The 17,899-nt window shown below is 74.3% G+C and carries 10 protein-coding genes; 1 reads left to right on the top strand and 9 read right to left on the bottom strand.

The annotated features are described in order from the left end of the window. Genes KY5_RS31945 through KY5_RS31985 form a run of 9 tightly spaced genes read right to left on the bottom strand, consistent with a single transcriptional unit; the run spans position 1 to position 15,333 of the window. Positions 1 to 492, bottom strand: coding sequence for a hypothetical protein (locus KY5_RS31945; RefSeq protein ID WP_234362958.1), 492 nt, complete (start codon positions 490 to 492; stop codon positions 1 to 3). Further along, a complete protein-coding gene (locus KY5_RS31950) occupies positions 489 to 1,901 on the bottom strand; it encodes a hypothetical protein (protein WP_098245462.1) in 1,413 nt (470 codons plus the stop codon). The genes KY5_RS31945 and KY5_RS31950 overlap by 4 nt, the downstream gene beginning before the upstream one ends. 41 nt (positions 1,902 to 1,942) lie before the next feature. Then, entirely contained in the window at positions 1,943 to 3,952 is a 2,010-nt protein-coding gene (locus KY5_RS31955; protein WP_098245463.1) for an Hsp70 family protein, read from the bottom strand. Further along, on the bottom strand, positions 3,949 to 6,090 hold the full coding sequence (locus tag KY5_RS31960; protein WP_098245464.1) for an Hsp70 family protein: 2,142 nt from the start codon (positions 6,088 to 6,090) through the stop codon (positions 3,949 to 3,951). The genes KY5_RS31955 and KY5_RS31960 overlap by 4 nt, the downstream gene beginning before the upstream one ends. After that, positions 6,087 to 6,533 (bottom strand): nucleotide exchange factor GrpE, encoded by a 447-nt coding sequence (locus KY5_RS31965; protein WP_098245465.1) that lies wholly within the window; start codon positions 6,531 to 6,533, stop codon positions 6,087 to 6,089. Before KY5_RS31965 ends, KY5_RS31960 begins: the two co-directional genes overlap by 4 nt. Further along, a complete protein-coding gene (locus KY5_RS31970) occupies positions 6,526 to 6,894 on the bottom strand; it encodes a hypothetical protein (RefSeq protein ID WP_098245466.1) in 369 nt (122 codons plus the stop codon). Before KY5_RS31970 ends, KY5_RS31965 begins: the two co-directional genes overlap by 8 nt. Next, on the bottom strand, positions 6,891 to 12,656 hold the full coding sequence (locus KY5_RS31975; protein WP_159072640.1) for a CHAT domain-containing protein: 5,766 nt from the start codon (positions 12,654 to 12,656) through the stop codon (positions 6,891 to 6,893). Before KY5_RS31975 ends, KY5_RS31970 begins: the two co-directional genes overlap by 4 nt. After that, the gene (locus KY5_RS31980; protein ID WP_098245468.1) at positions 12,629 to 14,842 is read right to left on the bottom strand and encodes a hypothetical protein; all 2,214 of its coding nucleotides are present in this window, start codon (positions 14,840 to 14,842) and stop codon (positions 12,629 to 12,631) included. The genes KY5_RS31975 and KY5_RS31980 overlap by 28 nt, the downstream gene beginning before the upstream one ends. A 2-nt stretch (positions 14,843 to 14,844) precedes the next feature. After that, positions 14,845 to 15,333, bottom strand: a complete 489-nt coding sequence (locus tag KY5_RS31985) for a hypothetical protein (protein WP_098245469.1) — start codon at positions 15,331 to 15,333, stop codon at positions 14,845 to 14,847. A 248-nt stretch (positions 15,334 to 15,581) separates the two neighbouring features. On the opposite strand from KY5_RS31985, the gene cyc2 reads away from it, so the two are divergent. Then, positions 15,582 to 17,747 (top strand): germacradienol/geosmin synthase Cyc2, encoded by a 2,166-nt coding sequence (gene cyc2, locus KY5_RS31990; protein WP_098245470.1) that lies wholly within the window; start codon positions 15,582 to 15,584, stop codon positions 17,745 to 17,747. Positions 17,748 to 17,899 lie beyond the last annotated feature (152 nt).

The raw sequence follows: 17,899 nt of genomic DNA on the forward strand, positions 1-17,899 counted from the left end.
TCAGCCGCCCGGCGCCGTGTAGAAGTACACGCGGACCACCGCGGTCTCGGGGCGCTTGCCGAGGTTGTGGAAGTCGTCCGTCGCGGTCTTCTTGGTGAACATGTCCGGACGGCCCTTGCCGAGCAGGGAGTTGACCCGGTGGGCGTAGACCGTGCCGTTCGGGCCGCCGCCGAAGGTCAGCACGAGCGCGGCGGTGCGGCCCGACCACGTGCGGGTGCCCCGGGAGATCTGCCGGGCGAGGTCGCCCTTGTCGTCGCCCGACACCTGGAACTCCTGCGGCCTGCGGTCCACCGAGCGGGGCCCGGTGGGCGTGGGGGTGGGCTCGCCGCCCTTCGAGTGGCCGGGCTTGGGGCGGTCGTCGGCCTGCGGGTCGGGCCGGTCGGCCATCGACACCAGGGCGAGCACGAGCAGCAGGTCCGCGAAGAGCCACCCCGCGAGCACGACGGTGCCGAGCCGCCCCGCGCGCCGTCCGCGCGGTCGGCGTCGGCTCACGCGCCCGCTCCGTCCCGGGGCGTGGCGTCCCGCGGCTCGTCGGGACGACGCGGTTCGGCCGGGCGGCCGTTGACGACCACCGCGGTCGTGGTGTCGTCGTCGGCCTGGAGCGAGGTGCCGCCGTTGGCCGCGCCGCCGTTCACCGGCCCGCCGGGCCCGAGGCTGCTGTCGGCCGAACTCCCGGGGAAGGGAGTGCTGTTGGCCGCGAACGAGGCGCCCGCAGGGGAGGTTCCCGCGTACGCCCCGCCCGTCAGCCCGCCCGTCAGCGCGGGCAACGCCCCGGCCAGGGAGTCCATGCGGGCGTCGAGACGGGCCGCCGCGTCCTGCCAGTGGGCCGCCGCCGCGTCCCAGCGCTCGGTGGCCTCGCGCATGCCGTCCACCGCGTCGCCCGTGCGCCCGGTGCTCGACACCAGGGCCTGCGAGGCCCGTTCGGTGGCCTTCGCCACGGACTCGGACTTGGTGACGAGCGACTGCTGGGCGGAGACCAGGGCCTTGAGCGACGCCTCGACCGTGTCGCCGGCCGTCTTGACGTGGTCGGCGATCCCACGGGCCGCGAGGGCGTTGGCCCGGCCCGCCTTCGCGGTCTCCGCGGTGCCGTTGCGCAGGGTGGAGTCGATGCGGTCCGCCGCGGCGCCGAGCTTGGGCACTTCCTTCGCGAGCGCCTCCGCCGCCTGCTTGAGCGTGTCGGTGGCGTGGGCGACGGACGCCGTCGCGCCGGTGAGCGCCTGATGGCTCTGTCCCGCCGTCGTCGTCAGGTTGCTCAGCTTCTCCGCGGCCTTGGTCAGCTCGGAGGTGAACTGCTGCGGCGACGCGCTGCGGCGCGGCGCGAGGTGCATCTGGGCGCGGGTGAGCACCGAGGCGAGCTGGGCGAGCAGCTTCTCCCGCGCCGCCTCCTGCTCGGCCTCGTCGCGCTCGGCGTGGGCCCGCACGCGCGCGTGCCACACCGAGAGCCCCACCAGGAGGGCGATCAGGAGGACGGCCATCAGAGCCACGTTCTCGAAGCGGCCGAACGAGGAGAGGTGCCCGCCGAAGCCGGACTGCCACAGCTGGAGGAAGGGCCGCGTCGACTGCTTGGGATCCTCCTCGCTGAGCTCCCCGTACGCCCGCACGGCCTCGCGCAGGCCGAACCAGGTGATCAGGAGCGGGATGAAGACGAGCACTCCGAGAGCCGCCTCCAGGAGCCGGTCGCGCCGCCCCGACGTCGGCTCGGGCGGCAGCCGCACGCTCTCCGGGCGCACATAGGTTCCTACGAGGTCGAGCTCGGCCCAGCGGTCCAGGCGGGTGTCGGTGCTCATGTCGCGGTGCAGCGCGGTCAGTTCGGCACCGCGCGGCTCCAGCTCGGGCAGTGCCGCGAGACGCTTCAACTCCTTGATGATCAAGGCTTGGTCGAGCAGCTGTGCGGGCGTCAAGCGGTTCCCTCCCTGGGATTCCGGCCGGGATTCCGGGGCCTCTATCCGAGGACGTCCCCCCTGCCACGCCGGTTCCTTCCGTCGCGGTTCAACCGCCGCAACAGTGCCTCGGCATCGGCGTGTTCAGGATCCCATGTCAGACACTTCCCGAGGGCCTCAATCGCCTCATCCCGCTCCTGGCGCCGGTCGAGCTCCACGGCGTGCCGGTAGGTGCGCTCGGCGAGCAGCCCCCGCACCCGCACGTTGGTCGGATCGTGGTTGTACGCGCACTTCAGCCACTGCTCGGCGTCGGGGAAGTGCTCGGGCGCCATGTCGGCCATCGCCGCCGCGCAGTGCACGTCGATCATCGCGTCCAGCATGTCGGCACCGGCCGGTCTGGTCGCCGCGTCCTGCCAGGCGATGTGCGCGGCCTGCACGGCGTGACCGTACCGGCCGAGTCGCAACAGGGCCTGCGCACGGTTGAGTTGGCGCCTGGACGCGTAGTCGAGGGTGGTCGCGGAGGCGGGCGGCGGCTGAGTGGGGGCGGGGGAGCGGTCCTGTGGCGAGGACGCGGGTACGGACGCGGGCCCGAGCGCGGACGCGGATCCGAGCCCGGACGCGGGCCCGAGTCCGGACGCGGGTACGGAGGCGCTCCCGGGCGCCGTCCACCCCGGCCCGTCCAGTTCGGCCAGCAGTTCCCGCGCCTCCGCGATGATCTCGCGGAGCAGCGTCCCCGCCTCCTGCGGCCGCCCCTGCCGCAGGAGCTGCCTGGCCCGCGCGACGTCGCGGACCTGCCGTGGGTCGCGTACGGCGGGGGAGTCCTGTCCGGCACCGGGGGCGCGCGCGTCGTCCGTCGTGGCCGGGGCAGCCGCGCCGCGGTAGCCCACGCGTACGGCGCCGGGCTCCCCGTGGCCCTCCGCCCCCACCAGCGTCGCCGTGAGCGGCGGGGCGTCGGAGAGGGTGTCCTGCACGGCGGAGGCCGGTTCGACGGGGCCCTCCTCCAGGGTGGAGGGGCCGGACGAGGCCGCGCCGCCCGCGAGCCGCACCGCGTGCTTCAGGGCGCCGAGCGCGAGCAGTTCGGGCGGCGCCTGCACGCTCTGTCTGCCGAGCCCCGCCACCCGCGAACGCACTTGCTCCATCCAGGTGTTGCCGCCCACGAGCAGCACCGTGTCCACGTCCGCCGGGGTCATGCCCGACTGGTCGAGCAGGGACCGCGCGCGGTCCAGGGTGCGCCGCACGTGCAGATCCAGGTACGCGTCCAGGTCGTGCCTGGCGAACCGCACCCACAGCGGCGGGCCCGCGCCGAGCTCCAGGTCGAGCACCGCGGCCTCGGGCCCGTCCGGCACGCCGAGGGCCTCCCGCGCCTCCTGCCCCCGCGCGCGCAGCCCCTGCCACACGGCCGCGTCCACGCCGAGCACCGAGCCCGCACCGCGGTGCCTGCGCAGCAGCCGGACCGCCGACGACAGCGTCTCCGCGTCGAACGCGCGGCCCCCCGACGTCGCGCCGCCCTCGTAGCCGAGCGAACGGAAGTGGCCGCGCACGCTGCGGATCAGGCCGAGCTCGAAGCCCTCGTACCCCATGCCGTAGACCAGACAGGTGCCGCTGTCCCGGTCCGTCATGTGGCCGATCACCGCGGCCATCGAGTCGCTGACGAGCCTGGTGGGTTCGAGGCCCGCCTCGCGCGCCGCGTCCCGCAGCGCGGCCCGCTGCGCGGAACCGTAGCGCGCGGGCACGCTGATCACGGTCTGCGCGACGCGTCCCCGCGCCGCCGTCTCCACGCGCTCGCGCAGCGACCGCAGCATCCGCACCACGAGGGCGTCCGCGTCGAACGGCTTGCCGCCCACGTGGACCGGGCGCCCGCTGCCGACGCGGCTCTTGAGGCTGGGGAAGGTGACGGGCAGCTCCCCGGTCTCGGCGGGCTCGCACAGCAGCCAGGGCCCGTCGTCGGGGCCCGGCTCGACGCGCCTGCCGGGGCGGTCGGGCAGCGCGAAGAGCGCCCGCAGGCCCGTGCTGCCGAAGTCGATGCCGAGGCTGACGGGTGACGGCCCGTCCGCCCCCGTGGCTCGCGTCATCCGCCCGCCGTCTCTTCGGCGAAGCGCAGGATGCCCTCGTAGTCGGGCTTGTCGGGCAGCGTCGGCACGGCACGCTCGGACTGCGCCACCGCGACCAGGTTGACGAGGTTGCGGGCCTGCTGGGCCGTCTGCGCGCGGTTGCCCTGCCGATGCGCCTGCTTGACGTACTCGACCGCCTCGTTGATCTGCCGCACGGTGTCCGGCGGCGCTCCCTCGGAGGCGAGTTCGGCCTGCCGGAACTGGCTGGCCAGGCCGCACTGGCGGTACATGTCGTCGAGGAGCAGCTCGGTCAGGCGCTTGTACTCGCCGCTGTCGCCCATCGCGACCGCACGCTGCGCCTGCTCGATGTCGCGGCGCACCTTCATGGCCTGCACCGGCTCGATGTAGGGCCCGTACCGCTTCAGGAAGTGGTCGGCCTCCCGCTCGGCGAAGGCCAGTTGCTCGCGCAGGACCGCGCTGTCCAGCTCCTCGACGGGCTCGGGCGGCGGGGTGCGCGGCTTCTCCCTGTTGGGCGTGGACTCGTGGACCATGTCCGTGCCGCGCACGGAGATCTTCACCGTGATGATGCGGTCAGCCGAGTAGTTGAAGGAGACGTCCACCTGGCGGTTGATCTCGATCTCCTGCGGCAGCTCGAACTCGACCACGCCCTGCTCGTGGTTCTCGCTCGCCACCCTGCTGTCGCCCTCGTAGACCGGCACCCGGATGCGGCGGCTGTCCGTCGCGTGGAAGGTGCGCTGGCGCGGCTCGGCCAGCGGATAGGGCGAACCCGCCTCGATGATCTCCACGAACACGTCGCGCTGGCTGCCCTTGATCGCGGCGATGCCCATCGCCATCGGCGTCGACTCGTACAGACCCGTGTCGCCCTTGGACCGCCCGTCGGCCAGGCTCCTGCCGCACGTCCCGCAGGTCTCCGCGCCGTAGTCGTTGACCTTCGCGCACTCCGGGTCGGAGCATTCCACCCCGCGCAGCGTCTCGGCGAGCACGCCCGCGCCGAACGCCACGCACTCCATCGGATTGATGTTCCTGCGCACCTTGTCGGCGCCGAAGAACGCCTCGACCGCCTCGTACACCGGGCGGGTGAGCGTGCCGCCGCCCACCAGGAGCACGTCCGAGATGTCGTCCGTCGACAGCTCGTAGCGCCCCAGGGTCTCCCGCACCAGGTCCATCGTCCGGGTCACCAGGGGCGCGATCATCTCCTGGAACTCGCCCCGGGTGAGCTTCATCTCGACGTCGATGACGCCGTTCTCGCTGCGGTACGCGGCCGGGATCACGATGTACGTCTCGGGCAGGTCGTTCAGCTCGCGCTTGGCGCGCTCGGCGGCCTTCTTCGCCTGGAACAGGAACGCCTTGTCCCCCGCCGGGTCCACGTGGTGCTCCGCGCGCATCCACGCGATGATGCGCTCGACGACGGCCAGGTCGAAGTCGTCGCCGCCGAGCCAGACGTCGCCCGCCGAGCGCAGCACCTGGAACTGGCTCCTGCCCTCCTGGTCCTTGACCGCGTTCAGGACCGAGATGTCGAACGTGCCGCCGCCCAGGTCGTAGACGAGCACGCGGCTGCGCGCGCCGCCCGGCTTGTGCAGGCCGAAGGCGACCGCCGCGGCCGTCGGCTCGTCGACGATCTTCTTCACCACCAGGCCCGCCCGCTCGGCGGCCTCGCGGGTGGCGGCGCGCTGCGCGTCGCGGAAGTACGCGGGCACGGTGATCACGGCGTGCGTCACCGGCTCGCCGAGGGTCCGCGACGCGTCCCTGACGAGCCGGTCGAGGATCATGCTGGAGATCTCCGCTGGCGTACGGGTGCGGCCGCCGAGCAGCACGTGCGCGCGCGGGTCCTCGTCGGGGCCCGCCACGATCGCGTAGTTCATCCGGTCGCGGGCCCTGGCCACCGAATCGTCGGCGAAGTCCCTGCCCATCAGCCGCTTCACGGAGACGACGGTCTCCTTGGGCTGCCTGAACGCCCAGTTCAGGGCGTCCTCGCCGACGATCAGCTGGTCCTTGCCCTCGCGGTGGACGACGCCGACCACCGAGGGGGTGAGCCGCTCGCCCTTGCTGTTGGTGAGCACCGCGATGTCCGCGCGGTGCGGATCGTGGGCGGCCACCGCGCTGTTGGTGGTGCCGAGGTCGATGCCGATGGCCTTCATTCCCGCTCCGTCCCTTGCTCGGTGCCGCCGTCGACGGCGACCACCACCCGGGCGGCGCGCAGCACGTGCCCCCGGTATCGATACCCGCGCTGCACGATCTCAAGGACCTCGTCGTCCCCGGCGCCGACCGGCGCGGGACGGGCCCCGGCCACGTGGTGGGTCGCGGGTTCGGCCCGCTCGCCGACGCGGCCGAACCGTTCGAGGCCCTCGTCGGCGAGCGCGCTCTCCAACTGCCCGGCGATCAGGCCCAGGCTTCTCCGGTACGTCGCGACGTCGTCCGCGGCGCCGTCGGCGAGGAGCCGGTCGAAGGAGTCGAGCACGTCGGCGCAGCGCAGCAGGAGCCGTTCGGTCAGCGCCCGGTGGGCGGCGTCGCGGGCGGTCAGGTCGCGGGCGTGCTCGTAGGCGAGGCGTGCGGTGCGCGCGGCCTCGGTGCTCTCAGACATCGAACCGGACCAGGTCGGCGACGAGGCGTGCCCTGTCCTCGGGGACCGGGGCACCCGGCGGCCCCGCCGATTCGGCGGGGTCGGGGAGGGGCGCCATGAGACGCGCCAACTCCTCAGCGGCCAGCGGTAGTTCCGACGCGAGGTCGACGTCGTACATCAAGAGGTCCACGAGCAGCCTGCGCCGCACCGTGCGCAGCTCGTCCCACGCCTGCTGGGTGACCGGGGTCATCAGGTGCCGGGCGAGCAGCTCGAAGGAGACGTCCCGCATGTCGGCGTGGGTGGTCCAGGGCGTCACGCCCGCCGGGGCCAGCACGTCGTAGGGGAAGGGTCCTTCCCCGCTCGCGGAAGGGTCCTTGATCACGCGATACCGCCTCCTGCCTTGTCCAGTTCGCCGAGCCAGCGGTGCACGGCGTCCAGGAGCGCCTGCCTGATCCGGCTGTCGGTGGGGTCCGCGCGGGTGGCGCGGATCAGATGGTGCAGGGCCCACAGGATGTCGCCCCGGCCGAGCGCCTCCTGCGCCTTGTCCGTCAACTCGGCCGCCCAGGACGGCAGATCGTCGTCGTCGGGCGGGGTCTCCTGGCCGTCACTGCGGATCAGGTCGCCCATGCCCTTGACGCCCAGATGCCGGGTCAGGAGCTTCTCCACCTCGTCGAGGGCCTCGCCGAGCGTCTCGCGGTAGCGGTGCGTCAGGGCCTGTCCGAGGCCCACGTCGAGCAGGCCGAGTGCCTCGTGGAGCAGCCGCAGCCTGGCCGGGACCTCGTACGTCCGGTCGTCCAGGGTGAACACGAGGGCGCGCGCGAGATTGTCGCGGGCGTGGCTCGACTCCGGGTTCAGGGCCAGCGCCCTGCGCAGGTCGGCCTCCGCGCCGTAGACGTCGGACCGCATGCCGTGCTTGGTGCGGGTGTAGCCGCGCCACACGCCGCGCAGGGACAGCAACGCCGAGAGTTTCGCGTGCAGTTGGAGCAGCAGGTCGCGGTCGAGCGGGTGCAGCACCCGGGTGGCCGACTCCACCAGCGTGACGGCCTCGTCCAGGCAGGGGCCGAGCTGCGCGCCGTCCTCGTCGGCCAGCGCCTCGACACGGCCGAGCACCGTGCGGATCACGGCCTTCTTGGAGCGCGCCTGCATCCCCGCGTTCCGCGACACCCGCACGAGCTCCGTCCACTGGTCGAGCGCCTCGCCGAGCCCGCCGTCGCCGCGCGTCAGGGCCGCCTTGGCGAGCGCGAGCCGGATGTGCACGGCGAGTTCCACGCCGTCCTGGAGGAGCCTGGCGTGCCGACGCGGCAGCCGGACGTAGGCGGGGTTGCGGCGCAGGAAGTCCGAGCAGTGCGGGCAGGACTCCGTGTGTCCCGGCTCCGTGGCCGGGCCCGCGCAGTCCTCGGGCAGCGTGGTGAGCGTGCGCAGCACGGGCAGGGCGCGCAGCGCGGGCTCGAACTTGCGGACCTCGGAGAGGACGAAGCTCTGCGCCAACTCCGAGAACGCCCAGCGCAGTTCGCGCACCGCGTACTCGCCGGGGTCCTTGCCCTCCTTGGCCGCCTCGCCGAGGCGGGCGGCGAGCCCGGCGAGCGGCACCTCCAGGGCGAGCAGCCGCAGATAGCGCGGCCCGCACGCCAGCGTGCCCCCCGCGCCCGGCACGCCCGGCAGGCCGCCCACGTCCTTGAGGACCCGCGCGCCGCCCAGCTCCGCTTCCAGGACGGCCGTCAACGCCTGGTAGGCGGAGGCCTGTTGGGGCCTGTCCTGTTCGGTGTGGCGCTGCTCGTACGCCGAGAGGCGGCCGAACAGGTGCTGGCTGAGCTCCCAGCGCAGCGAGGCCATGTCCTCGTGCGTCAGGTCCCGCTCGTAGCAGGCGGCGCGCTCGGCCCGCCAGCCGTCCCAGTACTCGTCGTCGCTCAGCAGCGTCGACCAGTACGCGAGCGCCGACTCCCAGGCGGCCACGGCGTGTTCCCACGCGCCGCTCTGCTCCAGCTCCTGCGCCTGCCACAGCCTGGCCGCGGCGAGCCCGTGCACGACGGCCATGTCGCCGGGGGCCGCGCGCAGCCGCCGCTCCCACTCCGTGGCGGCCGTCTCGCGGTCCCTCGCCAGGAGCAGCAGCAGGGGGGCGTCGCGCGGGAACCGTTCGCACAGGGCGTCGAGCAGCCCCGGCCCCTCCTCGTCGGGGGAGAGCGCGGCGAGGGCCTCGCGCAGCGCGTCGGGGGAGTGCCAGCGGTAGAGCAGCGCGTCCAGGCGCAGCCGCCGTCCCGGCAGCCGCAGCCGCTCCAGGGCGACGCGCTCGTCCCACGACATGGAGCCGCGCTCCAGGAGGGCGTACGAGGCGTTCTTCACGACGTCCATGGAGGCGCCGGGATCGACACCCGCGTCCTTCAGGGCGAGATACGGGAACGTCGGGTCCTCGACCGCGAACGGGTCGGCGACCAGGGGCGTGCCGGTGAGGCCGTCCGCCCAGGGCAGCAGCCCGATGAGCCGCCGCAGCCGTCGGCAGCGCACATCGGCACGCTCCAGCGTGCCCCCCGCCCGCTCGTAGGCCCCGACGGCGGCGCTCCACCGCCCCGCCGCCTCCAGCAGCCGCCCCTCCGCGTACGCCAGATGGGCGTCCGCGTCCCGGTGCCCCGGGCACTGCCGGAAGGCGTCGGCGGCGCGCTGCCACTCCTGGTGCGCGTCGGCGAGCCGCCCGCGCGCGTACGCCACGGTCTTCGGGTGCTCCCCGAGCGCGTCGGCCTCGGCGACGACGTCGGCCCAGTCCCCGGTGGCCTCGGCGAGCCGCACGCGCGCGTACCGGCCGCGCGCCGCGACGTCCACCCCGTCCACGCCCTCCGGAGCGAGCGCCTCGTACCCCCGGATGACCTCACGCCACTCCTCGGCCCCGACGGCGCCCTCTTCCCCGACGCGCACCTCCACGTAGCGCCGCCGCACGGCGACATCGGCCCAGCCGCGATCCAGCCCCCGGTACACGTCCAGGGCCTCCCTCCACCGACAGCCGAGCTCGTGGGTACGGGCGAGGGCGTAGTGGTAGAGGTGGGCGGGTTCGGGGTCGTCGGAGTGCGCGTGCCGGTGGGCGGCTCCGGCACGGCTGCGGTCGCCGTCGAGGAGGGCGGGCTCCCCGAACGCCTGCCCGTAAATCGCACACGCCCCGTTCCAGTCGCCGCGTTCCTCGGCCCTGCGTCCCTCGGCCTTCCTCCGCAGCGCGGCCACCGCGCCCTCGCGGGCCGCGTCCGGCACACCGGTGAGGAGGCTCAGGACCGTCGCCCAGTCACCGCGCAGGTCGGCGGCCACGCGTGCGCGCGCGTACAGCCGTCGTACGCCCACCTCCCCGTCCGCGTACGCGTCCGGCAGCCGTCCGAAGCCGTCGATGACCCCGTTCCACTCGTCCCGCGCGTCGGCGGCCCGCCCTCGCGCGTAAAGCACCCGGTCCGGCACATCGAGCACCTCGGAAGGCAGCGCCACGAACCACTCCAACGCCCCTTCCCATCGCTCCTCCTCCTGACAGACCCGCCCTCGGGCGTACCTGAACAGACTCCAGGCGTCGTCGGGGACCCGGTCGCCGGGAACCCGGTCGTCGGTGCGGGCGCCCTCCTCACCCGCCCCCTCGCGGCCCCCGCACTCCGCGAAAGCCTCCGCCGCGGCGGCCCACTCGCCCGCGGCCGCCGCCAACTGCCCCTCCGCGTAGCGTCTGCGCGCCCGCGTCACGCGGTAGTCCGGGGGGAGAGTCGTGAGATGGCGCAGCGCCGTCGGCCAGTCGGCGGACTCCGAAGCCGTCACCGCCGCCTCGTACACGCGGCGACGCAGGTCGCTCAGCAAGGGCTCCGCCTCGCAGCCCCGCTCGGCCGCCGCGGCGAGGTCGGCGAGGGCCGTCGGCCAGTCGCCGTCCTCCGCCGCGCCCCGACCGCGCGCGTACCGCAGGCGTATGTCGCTGTCCCGGAAGCCGCCCGCCGCCGCGAAGCCCGCCGCGGCCGCCGCCCACGCACCGGCCGCCTCGGCCGCCCTGCCGGTGCAGTAGGCCTGCCAGGAAGGGGACTCGGGGCACGAGGCCCCGGCGCCGCCGAACGCGTCGCGGGCCTTCGCCCAGTGCCCGTCCGCGGCGGCGGCCCGCCCCCGCACGTACGCCGCGCGTGCCGCCGCGTCGCCGAACCCCGCGCACGCGCCGTACGCCGTGTCGGCCGCCTGCCAGTCCTCGGCCTCCTCGGCGCTGCGCCCGCCCACGTACGCGCTGCACGCCGTGGCCGCCTCGTGGCCGGGCCGCAGGGCGAGCACGGCGGCATAGGCGGCGGCCGCCTCGGCAAGGGCGCCCGCCTCCCTGGCCCGCTCGGCGGCCTCGAAGGCGTGTGCCACGGCGAGTTCGTCACGGGCCGCCGCGCGGCGCGCCGCGACGTCCCTGGGCCCCTCGGGGCGCAGCGCGAGCACCTCGTCGTACCGCCCGATCGCGGTGGACCAGTCCCCACGGGCCTCCGCCGCGGCCGCCTCGTCGACGAGCGCGGCCACCCGCGCGAGCGCCTCGACCTCCGCCGCGAGACAGCCGGGCAGCGGCCCGGGCAGCGCCTCGCGCACCACCTCCAACTGCGCGGCCGCGCCCGCCGCGTCCCGCTCGGCGGCGAGCAGCGCGCAGAGCTTCTGCACCTCGGGCCAGGCCAGTTCGAAGGCGGCCTCCGCCCGCATCCACCGCTGCTCGTCCTCGTAGCTGCGGGTCGGCGTCCGCAGCGTGCGCCGCACCTGTGTCCAGTACCCGAGGTCGCGCTGGAAGCGCGCCGCGCCGATCAGGACGGTCGAGTCGACGTGCCCGACCGGGCTCTTGAAGGTGCGCAGCGCCTCCGCGCCCTCGCGCAGCGGATCGGTGGCCGCGGCGTCCTCGTCGCGCACCTCGCGGGCCTTGAACAGCCAGCCCTGACGGCACTCCTCGTGCAGGAAGAGCGCGGGCGTGGCCCACTCCACGGCGGTGTGCTCCGGCTGGTGGGAGATGCGCAGACGGGCGGCGGCCATGGACTCGTCGATGGTCCTGTTGGCCGCGACGCCCTTGAACAGCTCGGGCCCGAACGTGCCCGCCACCACGTCGCTGACCCGCCCCCGCATCGCCACCACGGCGGGCACGCCCCCGCCGATCAGTGCCTGGGCGAGCCCGGAGAACGGCTCCAGGCTCGAACTGTCCGCGCCCGCACAGAGGTTGAGCGCGACCAGTCGCAGCCCCTGCGCCTTGAGGAGCAGCCCGCTGAGCAGGTCGGCGGGCACTCGGTCGACGCCGCCGCCGTCCGTCTCCAGGGACACCACGCCCTCGCCGATCTCGTGGTCGTACTCGCCGTGCGCGATCAGCAGGACGGCCGTGGGCAGTTCGGTGTGCGTGCCGAGTGCGGCCTCCAGGCGCGTACGGGTGGCCCGTTCGACGACCTTGGTCTGTACGGCGACTTCGGAGAGCCCCTCCTTGAGCGCGGCCACCTCCGCCGTCGCGCGCAGCGGCGGCAGACCGGCGGGCGAGGCCCAGGCCACCACGAGCCGGATCACGCTCGGCTGGTCGGCAGGGTCGGGAAGACGGCGGCCGAGTGGCCCGCCGGGCAGGGAACGCGCCAGCGAATAGCCGTGGTTGAGGGCCAGCGCCTGCTGCGGGCTGCCCGGCGGTGTGCACAGGGCTTCCAGGGGGAGGTCGCGCAGCTCGGGCGGCAGGTCGAAGCGGACGCGCAGACCGCGCGGCGGCCGCATCCGCTGGGCGCGGTCGAGCGCGGTGTCGACGCAGACGCCGACGCGGCCCCCGATCCCCTCGCCGAAGGCCCCGTCCGCGTCCCCGTGGACGACTCCTTCCGAGCCCCCGTCCCCGTCCCCGCCCCCGCCTTCGCCTTCGCCTTCACCTTCGCTTCCGTCACCGCCTCCGCCGAATAGCAGCCGGAACACGCCGCGGCCGAGCACCCGCAGCTGCTCCACCGTGTGCTGCGCGCCCATCGGGGCGAGGCCGAGTTCCGCCGCGACGAGGCGGTCCCACTGCTCGCGGAAGGCCGCGGGCTCGCCGGTCACGGTGATCACCTCGGCCGCGGCGGCCGGGCCGTTGGCCGTGACGAGGTAGCGGTCCGTGCCGATTCGGCGGACCCGGACGCGCAGTTCCTCGTAGGCGAGCACGGCCGTCACCGCCCGCTCTCGTCGGGCTGCCACATGACGTGATCGAGGTCGGCGACGGCGGCCTCGCGCTGTTCCTCCAGGTCGGGGTCGGCGGGGAAGTGGACGAGGGCCGCGGTGAGTTGGTCGATGGCCTCGCGCAGCGTGTCCCGCGCGCCGGACAGGCTCCCCGAGCTCCAGCGGGCGGATGCGAGCCCGCGCAGCACGATGCCGAGGCTCACCTGGGCCCGCAGGAGGTGCGGGTTGAAGGCCACGGAGCGTCGCAGGTCGGCGGCGGGCTCGTCCAGGAGCGAGGTCTCGTCGTTCGCCACGGAGATGCCGCGGTCGGCGAGGACGCGGGCCAACTGACCCTCCAGGCGCCCCCGTTCATTGGCCCCGATCACGGACCTGGTCGTCTCGAGCGTGTCCACCGCGAGGCTGAGGCGCCCCACGCGGTGCGCGTCGCGTGCGGCGCCGAGGGCCATGTCGACGATCGCGGTCTGCGTCTCGCGGTAACGCTCCAGTTCTCGGCTGTGGACCAAGGCGCGCCGCCAGTACGCCGCGGCGGCCCCGAAGTCCGGGCGTGCGGCGATCAGTTCGGCCCGTCCCATGCTCAGCCGCGCCTCCAGGGCGAGGCCGCGCGCGTCGAGGGCGAGCCTGTGGTGCCTGTCGGGCAGCCCGGCGTACCCGGGGTTCAACTCGTCGAACCGCGCGCAGTCGGGCTCGCACACGGCTCCTGACCCCGGCCCGCCGCGCTTGCGGCAACCGGGGCAGCGCAGCTCGGTGAGGGCGGCCAGGGCGTCGGCGGGCTTGTTCTGCCCCAACAGGAGCTGCGCGAAGCCGAGTTCGGAGAAGGCGTACGTCAGTGAGGTGTGCGTGGGCGGGGCGGCCGCTGCCCCGGCACCGGCCGCCCCGTTGGCCGACGCCGCCACGCTCTCCTGAAGCAAGCGTTCCTCCTGCGCGGCGGCGAACGCGCCGAACTCCGCCGTCCTGCCGAGTTCGGCGATGCGCAGCGGACCGCAGAACAGCGGTTCCCCGCCGCCCCCGCCACTCTCGGTGCCCTCGGCGGGCTCGGCGGACGGAAGGCCGCCGACGCCCGCGAGCAGCTTCGCGGCGTCGGCCTCGCGCTGGAGCAGGGGGCCGGGTGCGACGCGGGTGCCGATGTCCGCGTCGGGCATGCGCCGTTCCAGCAACTCGCGCAGCCCCGCGCGCAGAACGGGAACCAGGGCCCGCTCCACGGGCACGCCGTACCGCCGCGCGGCGGTGACGCGGACCCGCTCCCAGAACCCCTCGTCGTAGAGCAGGGCCGCCCACGCGGCAACGCACGGCTCCCAGTGCGAACTGCGCTCGTCGTCCTGTGAGTTGAGCAGAGCAATCGCAAGGCTGTGCGTCACCCGATGATCGGTGGGCGCGCGCCGGACGGCCTCCCGAAGCAGATCCACGGCGACACCTCGCCGCGCACCCCTCGCGGGCCCCCGCCGCCGGTCACCGGACTCGCTGCCGTCGTCGCGCCCGCCCTCCCGGTCCTCCTCGCTCCGGACGAGAAGCGCCGCATAGAGCGGGGCGAAGCCCCCGGGCTCCCGGTCGAGGTCCCAGGCGGTCTCCAGCAGCGCCGCCGCCCGGTCGCCGCCGCAGGCCGTGCCCGCGTCGCGGGGCGGCCTCCCGGCCGCTCCCTTCGCCGCCTCCGCCCCGGCCCGCGCCACCGCCGCCGCACGCAGGCGCAGCGCGACCTCGCGCGCCGGGCGGCCGGACAGGGCCGCGAGGGCCCAGTGGGCCTCCTCGTCCAGGGGGGCGGTGCGGGACGCGGTGAGGAGGTCGGCGCGGGCCGCGTCGGGGCGGCCCGCGCGGGCGTGTACGTAGGCGCGTTGGATCAGGGTGCGGGGGTGGGGGACGGCGCAGGCGAGCGCGGCGGTCAGGTGGGTCTCGGCGGTCGTCAGGTCGCCCGCGTGCGCGGCCGCGCAGCCGAGCCAGTGGAGAGGGCCCGCCGCATGGGGGCGCAGGCTCCGCGCCCGTTCGAACTCCGCCACCGCGGCGTCGAGTTCACCGGCCGCGAGCCGCACCCGGCCCGCCCCGGTGTGCGCCCGCGCCGCGACGCGGAGGGCCGCATCACAGTCGTCGCCTTCGACCAGCGCGAGCGCCTCGTGGAACTGCTTCTCGGCCGCGGCGCCTTCGTGGCGGCGCAGTGCCAACTCGCCGTCGGCGCAGACCTGTTCGGCGCGCTCCCGTTCCGTATCCGCAGTCACGGTCAGCCGGCGGCCTCGTCAAGGAGTGAACGCCAACGGCCCTGCGCGCGGTCGTAGTGCAGCGGCCCCACGGTGAACTCCGCGAGGTCGAGCCCGACGAGCCGGTCGTACGCCTCCGCGGGCAGGTCGGCCTCGAGGACGACGTCCAGACCGCTCGCCTGGTCCCGCAGCACCATCGGCCGGTCCCGGCACGCCGCTCCGAGCGTGCCGGGCGCGGGCTCCGAGGGGCGCGAGGCCCTGCGGACGACCCCCTTGAACGCCTCGTACGCGTCCTTGACCGCCTCCGCCCCGAGGCCGCTCAGGAACGCCTGCAAGGGGAGGGAGACCAGGACGATCCAGGGGATGTCCGCCGCGCCTCGGTGGTCCAGGACGCGGTGGACCCGGGCCGGTGGCGCGCCGAGGGCGTCGAGCGCGGCGACCAGCTCCCGGCGCAGGTCGTCGGGGACCTCTTGGTCCAGGAGCAGCTCCGCTCGCGGCGGCGCGTCGGTCATGGAGGGGGTTCCTTCCGGGGGCGTGACGGCAGCCTAGAGGCGGCGATCGTGCTCACGCCGGGAAACGGGGGATTCCGTGGGGCGTCCACCGGGGAGACGGGGGAGGCGGGGAGCGAGGGAGAGGGTGGGGCGGCGCCCCATACCTTCGCGTGCTCCCCGCGCGCCCCACCACGCGTCCGATTCACGCGATGGTGCGATCATGTGCCTCCGCCCGGATGCCCGCCGAGGGCCCCGGGTATGGCCGGGCCATGACTCAGCCGTTCGCACTCCCGCACTTCTACCTGCCGCATCCCGCGCGGCTCAACCCACACCTCGAAGAGGCACGGGCGCACTCCACCCGGTGGGCGCGCGGCATGGGCATGCTGGAGGGCTCAGGCGTCTGGGAGCAGAGTGACCTGGAGGCGCACGACTACGGCCTGCTGTGCGCGTACACGCATCCGGACTGTGACGGTCCGGCCCTCTCGCTGATCACCGACTGGTACGTGTGGGTCTTCTTCTTCGACGACCACTTCCTGGACATGTTCAAGCGCACCCAGGACCGCGCCGCGGGCAAGGCCCATCTGGACCGGCTGCCCCTCTTCATGCCGATGGACCTCGCCACGCCCATGCCGGAGCCGGGGAACCCGGTCGAGGCGGGCCTCGCCGACCTGTGGACGCGCACGGTCCCCGCGATGTCGGTGGACTGGCGCCGCCGCTTCGCCCGGTCCACCGAGCACCTCCTGAACGAGTCCCTGTGGGAACTCTCCAACATCAACGAGGGGCGGATCGCCAACCCCGTCGAGTACATCGAGATGCGCCGCAAGGTCGGCGGCGCGCCCTGGTCCGCGGGGCTCATCGAGTACGCGACCGCCGAAGTGCCCGTCGCGGTCGCCGGGTCCAGGCCGCTGCGGGTGCTCATGGAGACGTTCTCCGACAGCGTCCACCTGCGCAACGACCTCTTCTCGTACCAGCGCGAGGTCCAGGACGAGGGCGAGCTCAGCAACGGAGTGCTCGTCCTGGAGACCTTCTTCGACTGCACCACACAGGAGGCGGCCGACACCGTCAACGACGTGTTGACCTCGCGGCTGCACCAGTTCGAGCACACCGCGTTCACCGAAGTGCCCGCCATCGCCCTGGAGAAGGGCCTCTCCGCGCCCGAGGTGGCCGCGGTCGCCGCCTACACGCGGGGACTTCAGGACTGGCAGTCCGGCGGCCACGAGTGGCACCTGCGCTCCAGCAGGTACATGAACGAGGGCGCGCTGGACACCGCGGGACCGGGCGGCCCCACCGGCATCGGCACGTCGGCCGCCGACGTGGGCGCGCTGCTCGCCGCCGCGGGCGCGGAGCGGCTGCGCTCCTTCACCCACGTGCCGTACGAGCGGGTGGGCCCGTCCCGGGTGCCGGACATCCCCATGCCGTTCGAGGTCACGCTCAACCCGGGCCTGGCCGGGGCTCGGCGCCGGATCACCGCCTGGGCGCACGCGACGGGCATCCTGGCGGAGGGCGTCTGGGACGAGGACAAGCTCGACGCCTACGACCTGCCGCTGTGTGCCGCGGGCATCGACCCGGACGCCACCGAGGAGGCGCTCGACCTCAGCTCCCAGTGGCTGGTCTGGGGCACCTACGCGGACGACTACTACCCCCTGGTCTTCGGCCACGGCCGCGCCTTCGCCGCCGCGAAGGCGTGCACCGAGCGCCTCTCGGCGTGCATGCCGCTGGAGGGCGTGCCGACGACCGCGCCCGCGAACGCCCTGGAGCGGGGCCTCGTCGACCTGTGGCGGCGTACGACAGAGGGCATGCCCCCGGGGCGGCGGCGGCCGCTGCGGGACTCCGTGGAGGTGATGCTGGAGAGCTGGCTGTGGGAACTCTCCAACCAGTTGCAGAACCGTATCCCCGATCCGGTCGACTACCTGGAGATGCGCCGCGCCACCTTCGGCAGCGACCTCACCATGCGCCTGTGCCACATGGAGCACGGGCCCGCCGTGCCCGAGGAGATCTACCGCAGCGGCCCGGTCCGCTCCCTGGAGAACGCCGCCGCCGACTACGCGATGCTCATGAACGACATCTTCTCGTACCAGAAGGAGATCGAGTACGAGGGCGAGATCCACAACGGCATCCTGGTCGTACGGAACTTCTTCGGCTGCGACTACCCGACGGCGCTGCGCGTCGTGCATGACCTCATGACCCAGCGCATGCGGCAGTTCGAGCACGTCGTGGCACATGAACTGCCCGTCCTGTACGCGGACTTCGAGCTGACGGACGAGGCCAAGGGCGCCCTGAACGGTCACGTGGCCCACCTGCGGAACTGGATGGCGGGCATCCTCAAGTGGCACCAGGACTGTCGGCGCTACGGCGCCCGGGATCTGGCGCGGCGGGCGCACGGCTTCGTGCCGGGCCGGGTGCCGAGGGTCCCCTCGATCGCGGGCCTGCGCTGACCGGGCCCGCGCTGACCGGGCCCGCGCTGACCTTAGTCACAAGAGCCCCACCAGCCCTATGAGCCCCACCGGCCACGCCGGTGGGGCTCGTTCGGATGGTTTCATCCGGAATGCTGGATTCGTGGAACTTCGGTGAGGCGTGAGGAGTCCTC

The sequence above is a fragment of the Streptomyces formicae genome (assembly GCF_002556545.1).
GTDB lineage: Bacteria > Actinomycetota > Actinomycetes > Streptomycetales > Streptomycetaceae > Streptomyces > Streptomyces formicae_A.

Coding starts and splice junctions, on each gene's coding strand:
- KY5_RS31955 (WP_098245463.1), bottom strand. CDS start 3,952: ATGACGCGAGCCACGGGGGCGGACGGGCCGTCACCCGTCAGCCTCGGC.
- KY5_RS31960 (WP_098245464.1), bottom strand. CDS start 6,090: ATGAAGGCCATCGGCATCGACCTCGGCACCACCAACAGCGCGGTGGCC.
- KY5_RS31965 (WP_098245465.1), bottom strand. CDS start 6,533: ATGTCTGAGAGCACCGAGGCCGCGCGCACCGCACGCCTCGCCTACGAG.
- KY5_RS31985 (WP_098245469.1), bottom strand. CDS start 15,333: ATGACCGACGCGCCGCCGCGAGCGGAGCTGCTCCTGGACCAAGAGGTC.
- cyc2 (WP_098245470.1), top strand. CDS start 15,582: ATGACTCAGCCGTTCGCACTCCCGCACTTCTACCTGCCGCATCCCGCG.